The sequence below is a fragment of the Candidatus Eisenbacteria bacterium genome (genome assembly GCA_005893275.1).
Classification (GTDB): domain Bacteria; phylum Eisenbacteria; class RBG-16-71-46; order SZUA-252; family SZUA-252; genus WS-7.
The window spans coordinates 1-12,221 of record VBOW01000019.1 but is presented as its reverse complement, the minus strand read 5'-3'; the positions used below and the strand labels follow the sequence as shown (position 1 = coordinate 12,221).

At 67.9% G+C, this 12,221-nt stretch carries 11 protein-coding genes; all 11 read left to right on the top strand.

The features are described from left to right. Window position 1: 1 nt before the first annotated feature. The 11 genes from uvrC (at window position 2) to E6K76_03450 (ending at window position 12,118) form a co-directional block, all read left to right on the top strand. Window positions 2–1,900, top strand: coding sequence for an excinuclease ABC subunit UvrC (uvrC, locus tag E6K76_03500; protein TMQ59783.1), 1,899 nt, complete (start codon window positions 2–4; stop codon window positions 1,898–1,900). Further along, window positions 1,780–2,451, top strand: a complete 672-nt coding sequence (locus E6K76_03495) for a methylated-DNA--[protein]-cysteine S-methyltransferase (protein ID TMQ59838.1) — start codon at window positions 1,780–1,782, stop codon at window positions 2,449–2,451. Before uvrC ends, E6K76_03495 begins: the two co-directional genes overlap by 121 nt. Continuing rightward, window positions 2,448–3,380: a site-specific tyrosine recombinase XerD gene (gene xerD, locus E6K76_03490; GenBank protein ID TMQ59782.1), complete on the top strand. Its 933-nt coding sequence runs from the start codon at window positions 2,448–2,450 to the stop codon at window positions 3,378–3,380. Before E6K76_03495 ends, xerD begins: the two co-directional genes overlap by 4 nt. 27 nt (window positions 3,381–3,407) lie before the next feature. Next, window positions 3,408–4,154 carry a hypothetical protein gene (locus E6K76_03485; protein TMQ59781.1) on the top strand — a complete coding sequence of 249 codons (747 nt, stop codon included), beginning with the start codon at window positions 3,408–3,410 and terminating at the stop codon, window positions 4,152–4,154. Then, window positions 4,078–5,541: an MBL fold metallo-hydrolase gene (locus E6K76_03480; protein ID TMQ59780.1), complete on the top strand. Its 1,464-nt coding sequence runs from the start codon at window positions 4,078–4,080 to the stop codon at window positions 5,539–5,541. Before E6K76_03485 ends, E6K76_03480 begins: the two co-directional genes overlap by 77 nt. Beyond that, on the top strand, window positions 5,538–7,535 hold the full coding sequence (locus E6K76_03475) for an ATP-dependent helicase (GenBank protein TMQ59779.1): 1,998 nt from the start codon (window positions 5,538–5,540) through the stop codon (window positions 7,533–7,535). Before E6K76_03480 ends, E6K76_03475 begins: the two co-directional genes overlap by 4 nt. Then, window positions 7,522–8,331, top strand: a complete 810-nt coding sequence (locus E6K76_03470) for a hypothetical protein (GenBank protein TMQ59778.1) — start codon at window positions 7,522–7,524, stop codon at window positions 8,329–8,331. The genes E6K76_03475 and E6K76_03470 overlap by 14 nt, the downstream gene beginning before the upstream one ends. Before the next feature lie 81 nt (window positions 8,332–8,412). Beyond that, on the top strand, window positions 8,413–9,114 hold the full coding sequence (locus tag E6K76_03465) for a tetratricopeptide repeat protein (GenBank protein ID TMQ59777.1): 702 nt from the start codon (window positions 8,413–8,415) through the stop codon (window positions 9,112–9,114). Between the two features lie 13 nt (window positions 9,115–9,127). Further along, the gene (locus tag E6K76_03460) at window positions 9,128–11,299 is read left to right on the top strand and encodes a glycoside hydrolase (GenBank protein ID TMQ59776.1); all 2,172 of its coding nucleotides are present in this window, start codon (window positions 9,128–9,130) and stop codon (window positions 11,297–11,299) included. Between the two features lie 64 nt (window positions 11,300–11,363). After that, window positions 11,364–11,741: a hypothetical protein gene (locus E6K76_03455; protein TMQ59775.1), complete on the top strand. Its 378-nt coding sequence runs from the start codon at window positions 11,364–11,366 to the stop codon at window positions 11,739–11,741. Further along, window positions 11,741–12,118 carry a hypothetical protein gene (locus tag E6K76_03450; GenBank protein TMQ59774.1) on the top strand — a complete coding sequence of 126 codons (378 nt, stop codon included), beginning with the start codon at window positions 11,741–11,743 and terminating at the stop codon, window positions 12,116–12,118. The genes E6K76_03455 and E6K76_03450 overlap by 1 nt, the downstream gene beginning before the upstream one ends. Window positions 12,119–12,221 lie beyond the last annotated feature (103 nt).

The following is a 12,221-nucleotide window of genomic DNA, read 5'->3' as shown; positions in this document are numbered from 1 at the left end:
GATGCCCCCGCGTCTCGGAAAACGACCCATCCTTTCGCGCGCCTCGCCCCGTTCCGACCCGAACCCGGAGGAGCTGCAGCGGAAAATAGGCTCGTTGCCAACCCTCCCGGGCGTGTACCTCTTCAAGGGGAAGGGGAGCGACGTCCTCTATGTCGGGAAGGCGAAAAGGCTGGATCAGCGTGTCCGATCCCATTTCCAGAGCCCCGACCTCATTGGTCCGAAGCAGGCCGCGCTGGTCCGCAAGGTCTACGATCTCGATTTCATCGCGGTCGAGTCGGAAGGGGACGCCCTCCTGCTCGAGGCCACCCTCGTCCGCGAGCATCAGCCCCCCTACAACATCCGGCTCAAGGACGACAAACGGTATCCCTACATCCGCGTTTCCTGGCAGGAACCCTACCCGCGCATGTCGCTCGTGCGCCGGATCGAACGCGACGGGGGGCGGTACTTCGGCCCCTATACCGAAGTCAAGGCGCTGCGAGAGCTGCTCCGCATGACGCAGACCATCTTCCCGATGCGGTCGTGTCAGGACATCGACGCGCACATCGCGGCTCGCCGCGAATGCCTCGACTTCCACATCGGCCGCTGCACGGGCCCCTGCATCGCGAAGCAGTCGCAGGCGGACTATCGCGCGATGGTCGACCAGTTCTGCGACTTCCTCGCGGGGAAACGTGAGGACGTCGTCCGGAGGCTCCAGGAGATGCAGGGGGAGGCGGTGGCGCGCCGCGAGTACGAGCGAGCCGCGCGGATCCGCGATCAAACCCGGGGCATCGAGTCGATCCTGGCGCGCCAGCGCATGGTCGACTTGGGCGGCCCGGAGGCGGACGTCGTGGGGGTCGCGCGCGAGGGAGAGGCCGCGTGCGCCGTGATCCTCAAGGTGCGCGAGCGCCGGGTCCTGTCGCGCGACGTCCGGTGGCTTCAGGGGGCGGGGGCCGCCGACGAGGCGGAAATCCTCCGATCGTTCCTCACGCTGTACTACACCCGGGCGGAGCAGATTCCCGGCTGCGTGCTCCTCGAGGTCGAGCCGCGCGAGCTCCGGCTCCTCGAGGAAGTGCTCTCGACCATCTCGCCAGCGCCGGTGCGCGTGCGGATCGCGCGCGGCGCCTCGGAGCGGGCCCTCGTGCGGACGGCGCGCCGGAACGCCTCGCTCCTCCTCGGGCGGGAATCCGAAGGGGAGGGGGATCGCCCGCTCCAGCCGAACGAGTTCGACGAGGCGCTCGAGCTTCAACGCGAGCTCGCGCTCCCGCACCTGCCGCGGCGGATCCGGTGCTTCGACGTTTCCACGATCCAAGGCCGGCACACGGTCGCCTCGATGGTCACCTTCCGCGACGGGTCGCCGTTCAAGAGCGAATACCGGAGGTTCCGGATCGAGTCGGTGCCGGGACAGGACGACTTCGCGTCGATGTCGGACGCGGTGGGGCGCCACGCCGCGCGGGTGGAGGCCGGGGAAATCGAGCCGGCGGACCTGATCGTGATCGACGGAGGCGCGGGCCAGCTCGAGGCCGCGCGCCGGGCGGCCGCGGGGAGCCCGCTCGAGCGCGTTCCTTTTGTCGGGCTTGCCAAGCGTCTCGAGGAGATCATGATTCCCGGCCGGCGCGACTCTCTGCTTCTGCCGCGACGCTCGCCCGCGGTGAAGCTCCTGATGCGGATCCGCGACGAAGCGCACCGGTTTGCGATCGGCTACCACCGCGCGCTTCGCGCCAAGGCGGCCCGCGCTTCCGCGCTCGACCAGATTCCCGGCCTCGGCCCCAAGCGCCGCGCGCTCCTGCTCCGGAAGTTCGGATCGCTGGACCGGATCCGTCGGCAACCGGTCGACGCGATTGCCGCGGTGCCCGGAATCGGCCCGCGCATGGCGGAGAGAATCTTGAGGGAAGTGGGTCCCGCGGACGGGGCGACCGCGTGAGGGACATTCTCGAGGTTGCGGCGGCGAGTGTGGCGACCGAGCAGGGGCCGGTGTGGATCCTCGCGACCTCGGCGGGGCTCCGCGGGCTCGGGCTGGGCGAACGGGAGGCTCCCTCCGCGCGCGAAGCGCGCGCGCTCGGCATCCGCTACGTGAAGCGGCCGCGCTGGACCGATCCGACGCGTCGGGCGCTCGAGGACTACTTCGCGGGGCACGAGCCGGCGCTCGATCTGCGGCTCGATTTGGCCGAGGGGTCTCCATTCGAGCGGCGGGTGTGGGAAATCACGCGGCGGGTGAAATACGGCACCGTCATATCCTATGGAACGCTGGCCGTCCGGATCGGTGTTCCGGGAGCGGCGCGCGCGGTGGGCAACGCGCTCGGCAAGAATCCGGTTCCGATCGTGGTCCCGTGTCACCGCGTCATCCATGGCGATTGGTCGATCGGCGGCTTTTCGAGCGGACTTCGGTGGAAGCGGTTTCTGCTCGAGCTGGAACGGGGGCAGCTCGAGCTCGGGTGGGAAGGGGGAAGGGAGAGGGGAAGCCGAACCGCATGAAGCGGACCCCGGCCGCGCCGCCTTCGGACAAGCGTGGGGCACGGAGCGTGCTAGGAGAGCGGTTGAGGCAGTTCCGGGAGCACTTGAGCCTGGAGCGCCGGTTCGGCGACAACACGGTCCGCGCCTACGTCCAGGACCTGGAGCAGTACGACGCGTTCCTGGTCGCGCGGGGGAAACGGAGCGCCGCCGCGGTCAAGGTCGAGGACGTGGAGGCGCATGTCCACGGCCGCGGGTGGGCCGCATCGACGGTCGCGCGCAAGATCGCGTCGCTTCGCGCCTTTCATGAGTTCTTGCGCCGGCGTGGCTTCGCGGAGGAAAATCCCGCGCTTCAAGTCCGGCCTCCTCGCAAGGCTCGTCCGCTCCCGGACGTGCTGAGCGTGGAGCAGGTGGAGGCGCTTCTCGGGGCCCCCCGCGGGGAGGACCCGGCTTCGGTGCGGGATCGCGCCCTCCTCGAGGTCGCCTACGCCACAGGCCTGCGCGTGAGCGAGCTCGTCCGGCTCACGCTGGAGGAGGTGGACCTGACGGAGGACCTGGTCCGGTGCGTGGGAAAACGGTCGCGGGAGCGGATCGTTCCGTTCGGCACGAAAGCCAAGGAGGCTCTGCTTCGGTATCTCGAAGCGGCGCGCGCGCATTTCCTCAAGGACCGAAGCGAGCGCGCGATCTTTCTGACGCGCCTCGGCCGGCGGTTCTCGCGCATGGGCTACTGGAAGCTGCTCGACGGATATCGCCGGGCCGCCGGGATCGATCAGCCGGTGTCTCCCCATACGCTGCGTCATTCGTGCGCCACGCACCTTCTGGAGGGAGGATGCGATCTGCGGGTGGTTCAGGAAGTCCTGGGTCACCGCTCCATCGAGACGACCCGCATCTACACGCATCTGGATCGCAGTTATCTGCGCTCGGAATACTCGCATTTCCATCCGCGCGCCTGAGGCGTAGGCCGACACCAGGAGGATTGGATGAACGTACGGCTGGTGGGAATCGTGGCTGGGTGCGCGGCGATCGTGGGGCTCGGCTCGCCGTCGGGCGCATCGCCCGCCGCTCCCGTTCCGGGTGCGGCAGGGCTCCTGTCGCGGCCCGGCGCGCAGGCGGGCTTCGCCGGGTTCGAGGGCGCCGGGGCCGTTGCGACGATGTTGAGGCGGCAGCCCGCGCCCGTGTCCCCTCGCACGACGCCCCTGTTGCGGAGGCTCCGCAAGGGCACGATCAGCCTCGGAGCGCAGATTTCTTACGGCTTCGTGCGCGGCTCGTCGGAGCTGAACGATCATTTCGACACCGGCCTCGGATACGCGTTCCGGTTTCGCTACATGCTCAGCTCGCGGGCGGCGCTCGGGTTTTCCTTTGAGAACCAGCGCTACAACAGACGCGACGGGCTGCCGGTCAGCCCGACCCCGTTCGCCACGGATAGCCAGCTCGTCGTGACCACGGTGGCGAGCGAGGCGGTCGTCTTTTTCCACCGCGAGCGGGAGTGGACCCCGTATCTCCTGGGCGGGATCGGGTTCGCGAGCCCCAACGTGAGGTACGACCGAAAGGAATCCAGGCGGGTGAACGAGGGCCCTTTTCTCGTGGCCGGAGCGGGCGTGGAGAAGTTCGTGCGCCCGCGGTTCTCCCTCGATTTCTCGCTTCGCGGCTATGGGGAGGTGGGGAACTCGGAGCTGTCGATGTTTTCCCAGATCAGTGCGGGAATCCACTTGTACCCGGGAGACTGAACGCGTGAGGGTGACCTTTTGGGGCGCCGCGCGAACGGTCACCGGATCCAAACATCTTCTCACCGGCCGATCGGGGGCACTGCTTCTCGATTGCGGCCTCTTCCAGGGCAGGCGTGCCGAAGCGGAAGCGCGGAATCGCGCGCTGCCGTTCGCCGCGGCCTCGGTGGACAGCATGATCCTCTCGCACGCCCATATCGACCATTCCGGAGCGATTCCGTTCCTCTGCAAGCAGGGATTCGACGGACCGATCCACGCGACGGAAGTCACGGCAGACCTGTGCCGGGCCATGCTCCTGGACGCGGCGCACATCCAGCTCAAGGACGCCGAATTCCTGAACCGCCACCCCCACGGCCGTTCGAAGGCCCGGATCGAGCCGCTCTATACGCCGGGCGACGTCGAGCGCGCGCTCGCGCAATTCGCGCCCCACGGCTACGAGGAGCCGTTCGAGCCGCTCGAGGGAATTCAGGCCGTATTTCACGAGGCGGGGCACATACCGGGTGCCGCGTCGGCGGAGATCCGCTGGAAGGAGAACGGCCGGGCCGGATCGCTCGTCTTCTCCGGCGATCTGGGGCGCCCGAATCGGCCGATCCTTCGCGACCCGGCGCGCCTGCCGCGGGCCGACTACTTGCTGATCGAAGGGACCTACGGGGGCAAGCGCCACCCCGAGGAGGCATCGCTCCGGGACGCGCTCGGCCGGGTCCTCCTGCAGGCCCTCGACCGGAAGGGCAGAATCATCATCCCCGCATTCGCGGTGGGACGCACGCAGGAGGTCGTCTACGCGCTGGACAAGCTCTTCCTCGCGGGCCGTGCCCCCGAGGTCCCGATCTATGTGGATAGCCCTCTGGCGACGGACATTCAGGAAGTCGTGCAGCGTCATCCGGAGGTCTATGACGACGAGACGGTGGCGGGGATCGGGCGCGGCGAGGACCCGCTCGGGCTTCGGCGGATCACGCTCGTGCGGGAAGCCGAGGATTCGATGAAGCTCAACGACAAGCCCGGAACCTTCATCACCATCGCGGCCTCGGGCATGTGCGAAGGGGGGCGGGTGCTGCATCACCTGAAGCACTCGGCCGAGGATCCCAAGAACATGATCGTGATCGTCGGCTATCAGGCGGAAGGCACGCTCGGGCGGCGTCTCGTGGAGCGAAGGGAGGAGATTCGCATCTTCGGCGAACCCTACACCCTTCGGGCGGGGGTCGAGGTCTTGAACGGCTTCAGCGCGCACGCCGATCACGACGCGCTCGTGTCCCAGGCGAGGTCGTGCGTCGCCCCCAAGGGTTGCGCCATCGTCCACGCCGACCTCGAACGCGCCGAGGCGCTCCGCGACGGAATCGCCGCCATGAACCCCCACATTCCGTCCGAAGGGGACGTGTGGGAGCTCCGATGATTCGCGAGAAGAGCCGCGGGCCCCGCGTGGGCTTCCGGGTCGGAGACCGCGTCCATCACCGCGAGTTCGGCGAGGGGCTCATCGTCGAGGTCCGCGAGCGGGACGGGTTCGAGGTGCTCGAGATCGCGTTTCCGGACGGTATCCGAAGGCTCACCTCGCTCTACCCGCTCGAGACCGCGCGAGGCGCCGGTCGCCCCCGGGCCCCGTCGGTGCTCTCGGCGGCGCCGGCGCCGGCGCCTTTGGCGGGGGGGCTCGCGGTGCCCGCGCGCACCCGCTTCCGCGTCGCCGGGGGATCGGAGGAGCTGTATCGCCGCCTCGCGGCCGGACCCTACGATGAGCCTCGAGACTTCGACCTGAGGCTCAGGATCGAGCGGTTCAGCCTGCACCGCGGATTCGACCGGCTCCTCTCGCTCGACCTCCTTCACGACGTCCAGAAATACGAGCATCAAAGCCAGGCCTGCATGACCGTGCTGCGCCGGATGCGCGGACGCGCGCTCCTCGCGGACGAAGTCGGTCTGGGGAAGACGATCGAGGCGGGGATCATTCTCAAGGAATATCTCCTCCGCGGGCTCGTCCAGCGCGCGCTCATCCTGGTCCCGGCATCGCTTGTGGAGCAGTGGGACCAGGAGCTTCGCCGCAAGTTCGATCTCGAGTTCGCGGTCTTGAAGCACGGGACCGCCTGGTGGGAGGAGCCGCTCCTGCTCGCCTCGATGGACACGGCGAAGCTTCTCCGTCACCGGGACAAGGTCGCGGCCGCCTCGTTCGATCTTGTGGTCGTCGACGAAGCTCATCGGCTCAAGAATCAGAAAACGCTCGCGTGGAAATTCCTGGACCGTCTCGCGCCGCGCTACCTCCTGCTCCTGACCGCGACTCCCGTGCAGAACGACCTCCACGAGCTCTACAACCTGATCCAGCTGTTGAGACCCGGGCTCCTCGGAACCTACCGCACGTTCGGACGGGAGTTCATGCGCCGGGGGGACAAGCGCATGCCCCAGAACACGGGAAGGCTCGCGGCGCTCCTTTCGGAAACGATGATCCGGACGACCCGCGCGAGCACCTCCATCCGGTTCCCGCGCCGCGAGGTCTCGAACATCCTGTTCGACCTTTCGTCCCCCGAGCGGGATCTGTACGACAACGTGACGCGGTTCGTGCGCCGCGTCCTCCACGCCCATCGGGAGCCGCGCCGCGGCGCGATCAAGCTCACCCTGCTCACGCTTCAGAAGGAGATGGGCTCGAGCACCTTCGCCGCGATTCCCACGCTGAGCAAGCTCTTGGCGCGGGAGGGGCCGGGCCTCGAGCGCGCGGAGATGGAAGATCTCCTGCGCCACGCGCGCTCGATCGAGAGGAACGCCAAGTTCGACGGGATCGCCAAGCTGCTCGGCGGATCGCGCGAGAAGTTCGTCATCTTCACGCAGTTCCGCGCGACCCTGGAATTCCTGGCGCGCTCGCTGCGCCAGCTCGGCATCAAGGTGGCCGTTTTCCACGGCGCTCTCTCTCTGCGGGAGAAGGAAGCGGCCGTCGAGCAGTTCCGGGAACGGGCGCGGGTCCTGGTGAGCACCGAGGCGGGAGGGGAAGGACGGAATCTCCAATTCTGCCACTATCTGGTGAACTACGACCTTCCCTGGAACCCCATGCGGATCGAGCAGCGAATCGGCCGCCTCCATCGGCTGGGGCAGACCCAGGATGTGCAGGTGTTCAACTTCACCGCGAGGAACACCGTGGAGGCCTATGTGATTCAGATCGTGCACGAGAAGATCAATCTCTTCCGCACGGTCATCGGCGATCTGGACATGGTGCTCGGGCCCTACGCGGAGGCGGGCTCCTTCGAGGACGAGGTGTTCCGGATCTGGGCGGCGGCCAAGGGAGAGCGCGATCTCGAGCGGGAGTTCGGTAAGCTCGGGACGGCGCTCCTGGTCGGAAGGAAACGCTACGAAGCGGTGGAGGAGCTGGATCGCAAGCTCCTCGACGAGGTGGACCAGAATGGGCCCTCGTAGCCCCGACCGGCGGCGCGTGGAGCTTCCGGAGATCCTCGCCTCGATCCTGGAAGCGCGCGGGGCCGCGGTGTCCCGAAACGGGATGATCTGGGAGGCTGCGCTCACCCCCGACCTCGAATCCTCGCTGGGCGTGGACCGCGTGCGCCTGGTCGCGTCCCCCGCGGGCCGCGCGGCCCGCGGCGCGGAGATGGACTCCGCGATGACCGAGCGGATCCTCCTTCTCGGACGGTCTCACGGCCAGGTGACCTGTTGGGTCGCCCCGACGCCGTGGCCCAAGGGAGCGACGCCCGCCCCCAGGATCTGGACGAGGCTCCATTGGAGGATTCGCTACGGGAGCGATGAGATTCCCGAGGAGCTTCTCGTCCAGGAGCTGCCGCTCGGGAGCACCGGGGGAATGCGCGCGCCGCGCGAGTCGCTCCTGCGGCCGCCCACGGCCGCGGAGCTCGGGTCGATTCCGAAGCCGGATCTGCAGGCTCTCGCGGCGACATGGACCCGGGCCATTCGGCTCCTGGAGGGTCGGACCCGCCGCAAGCTGCGGCCGCACGAGGACCGCGCCCGGCGGGAGCTTCACCGCGAGATGCGGACCCTGAGCAGCCACTATCGCTCCCTCATCGCGGAGGAGCGGGCCGGGCGCGCCCGCCGCCCCGAGGACCGGGAGGCGGGACGCATGCTCCAGCTCAAGGAGGATTGGGAGCGAAAGCTCGTGGCGGTGATCCGGCAGCGGGCATTCGATGCCGAGGCGACGCTCGTGGCCGCGGCGCTTCTGGTCGCCGTCCCGGACCGCCAGAGCGGGTAGTGGGCCACTCCAGAGCGGGGAGGTTTGACAGCCTTCGACCCGCGGGGTAGACTGGTGGGCTCAAGCCCAACGGAGAAACTCATGACGACTCGTCTGGTTAAGCACCAGAAGCTGACGAAACGGCAAATCAAGGAAGATCCTCTCGTCACCGCCGCGTTCCTGGGCACCCAGGTCTGGGAGCAGCACGGGACCCGGATCCTCCTTGGCTTGGGAGCGATCGTGCTCGCGATCCTGCTCGTCTTCTTCGTCTCCCGCACCCGCGCCCAATCGGAGAGCCGCGCGTCCAGTGATATCTTCCGCGCGGAAATGTCGCTGGCGCAGCAGGACTTCCCGACGGCGGTGCAGATGCTGCGGGAGATCGTGGACTCGGCTCCGGGAACACGGGCGGCCAGGGACGCCATGATGCTCTTGGGCGATGCCTACGCGGGGCAGGGCAAGCCGGCCGAGGCGGTCACGTGGTTCCGCCGGTACCTCGCCAAAGCCGGACGCGACCGCGACGCGAAGGTCGCCGGGCTCCAGGGCCTGGCCGCGGCGCTGGAAGATCGGGGCGACTTCGTTCAGGCCGCCGCCACGTACGCCGAGGCGGCGAAGCTCGGCGTGAACGACAACGAGCGCGGACGGGCCATGCTTGCGGAGGCGCGCTCTTTGGGCAAGGCGGGCCAGACGCAGAAAGCCATCGAGGTCTACAAGGAAATCCAGCGGCTGCCCGTCGTCGATCAGGACATGCTGAGAGCGGCGGGTGTCGGCATGGGCGAGCTCTCCGCTTCGGCCCCGATCCGATAGCCGCACCGCCGTCATGGCGGAGTCGACCCTCCTCGCGCTGGTGTGGCACATGCACCAGCCGTCCTACCGCGACGCCCTCACCGGACGAGTTCTTCTGCCCTGGACGCGGCTCCACGCCACGAAGGACTACCGCGACATGGTATCGAACCTGCGCGGCTATCCCAGGGTCCATGCCACGTTCAATCTGACGCCCGTGCTGTTGGACCAGCTCGAGGCGATCGCGGCGGGGGTGTCGGACGATTTTCTCGATCTCGCCCGAAAGCCCGCGGAGTCGTTGACTCCGGAAGAGCAGCGTTTCCTGACGCGGGATTTCTTCAGCGTCAACCCGGAGCGGATGCTCGAGCCCCACGCGCGCTACCGCGAGCTCAGGGCACGCGCCGCCGCGACGCAGGGGGGAGCCCGCGCGCCCCGCGAACGTCCGCTCGCCGCGGATGAGATCCGCGATCTTCAGACGTGGTTTCACCTGGCGTGGGTGGATCCGGTATACCGCGAGGAAGAGCCGATCCGGTCGCTCTTCCGGAAGGGGAGGGGATTCACCGAGGCGGAGAAGCAATCGCTCCTCGATTGGGGTGTCGGGTGCGCGGCTCGGGTGATCGAAACCTATCGCGACGCCGCGCGCTCCGGCCAGATCGAGATCGCGACATCGGCGTACCACCATCCAATCCTTCCCCTGCTCCTAAGCACCGACTCGCCCCGTGAGGTCTCCCAGTCGATTCTGCTTCCGGTCCCAGCCTTTCGTGCCCCGGAGGACGCGGCGGATCACTTGCGCCGCGCGAGGGAGAGCCACACGCGGCGCTTCGGCGCGCCTCCGCGCGGAACCTGGCCGCCGGAGGGGGCGGTCAGCCAAGCTGCGCTCGAGCTGGTGCGGGAGGCCGGTTTTGCGTGGTGCGCCTCTGATGAGGCCGTTCTCGCCCGTGCGCTCGGCCGCGCCGAGCCGGGCGGCGAGCGCTGGGCGGCGGCTCTCTACCGGCCCTACCGGATTGACACCGAGAGGGGAGCGATCACGATGGTGTTCCGCGACCGGGCGCTGTCCGATCGGATCGGATTCACCTACATGGCTTGGCAGCCCGACCGGGCGGCGGAGGATTTCGTCACCCGCGTGCGAGAGGCCGGTTCGAGGGCGCGGGAGCAGGGAGCCTCCGACCCGCTCGTGACGGTGATCCTGGACGGTGAAAACTGCTGGGAATCGTATGCGGACGACGGGAAGCCTTTCCTGGACGCGCTCTACGGCCGGCTTTCGTCGGAGCGGGGGATCGAGGCGGTCACGGTCGGGGAGGCCCTGGCCCGCGTGCCGCCGGGGGAGTCGCTGCCTCACGTGCCGGTCGGCTCCTGGATCGCCGCCGACCTCTCCGTGTGGATCGGCCACCCCGAGAAGAATCGAGCGTGGGCGGCTCTTCGCCGGCTTCGCGAGCGTTTCCAAACAGCCGCCGGGTCGCCCGAGGCGCGGGTCGGGGAAGCCTACGAAGAAATCCTGGTGGCGGAGGCAAGCGATTGGCTCTGGTGGTACGGCGACGACCATCAAAGCGCACACAAGGACGAGTTCGACGCTCTGTTCCGATCCCACCTGATCCGGGCGTACAACCTCCTCGGCCTTCCCGCCCCGGCGGCCACACGGCGAAGCCTTCGCGACGCGCCGGCGGAGGGCGTGGAAGGCGAGCACGTTCCCTACATCGCGCCGACCCTGGACGGGCGCGATACCCACTTCTACGAATGGAGGAACGCGGAGCTTTTCGACGCGGCATCGGACCAGGGCGCGGATCATCGATCCCGTTCGATCATGCGGCGGGTGCTGTTCGGGTTGAGCGAAAAGGATCTCTTTGTGCGAGTGGACGGGGTGTTGGGGGAGAGCCGGGCGAAAAGCGCGATCCTCCTTCGCTTCACGCTTCCACGCACCGCGGAGGGGCGGGTGCCGCTCGACGGGGATTCCCGCGGAGCGCTCCAGTGGATCCCCGCCGGCGCGGATCGGACGCCCGATGGGGAAGACCCGGGGGAGTACGCGATCGGAGAGGTCATCGAAATCCGGGTGCCGTTCAGGAGGCTCGAGGCTCCCGCCGGAACCGCGGTCCACTGGCGCGTCGCACTCGAGCAATCGGGCCAGACCATGGAGGTGATTCCACGGCTCGGAGAGTTCGCCACGCCCACGCTCGATCCCAGCTTCCACGTCCGGAACTGGTCGGCGACCTAAGCGCCGGGGCACGGGTAGCGGCGGCGTCCTTGACGCGTCCCGAGGAGCGTGCTATTCCTGGCTCGTGCCGGTCGCGTCGCCATACGATTCCATCAGCCCTGACGACGTAAAACGCGGACGGCTCCTCGCCGCGGTCGCGTATTTGCCAGGACTCTGCTTTCTGGGACTCCTCGGCGCCCCCGAAAACGCGTTCATCGGGTTTCACGCCCGCCAGGGGTTTCTGCTCTTCCTGCTGGAAATCCTGCTCACGGTTTTCTTCTGGATCTACGACGGGACCCTGGGCCGGATTCCTTACCTCGGTCCGCTAGTGGGCTATCTGGTCAAGTTCGCCGCCTGGACGGCCGTGCTGCTCCTGACAGCGTTCGGCGTGGCCAAGGCGGCGAACGGCGAGGTCGCGCGGATACCCTACCTGGGTGACCAGGTAGAGCGGGTTCCGTTCTGATGGCGTTCGTTTCCGAAAAGCGTTTTTGGCTGCTGCGGCGACTCTCGAAGGTGATGAGCGTCCTGGCGTGGATCGTGTTGGTGATCGTCGCGCTGGTGGTGCCGGTGGGTTTGGCCCGGTCGATCGTGGCGAGGTCGCTGGAGGACCTTCTCCAGACGCTGACCTACGGAGCCTCCGGCGCTTTCATCTTCATCTACCTGCTCTACACGGCCCAATGGATTCAGGTCATCCTGGCGGTCGAGGAGAACACGAAGCAGTCAACCTACGTGCTGGAGAAGCTCACAACCCTGACACAGCAAATCCGGGATCGGATGCGGGAGCCGGGAGGGGCGGATCGAGAGCCGGAGGATGTCGGCCGCTGGAAGGGGCCGGTCTAGGCAGGCTGGCTTGCAGCCAATTTTTGTCGTAGAAGATATATTATGTCAACTACGATCCAGAGGGAGATTCAGCGGATTACGACGTTGACCAACCGCCCCGGCA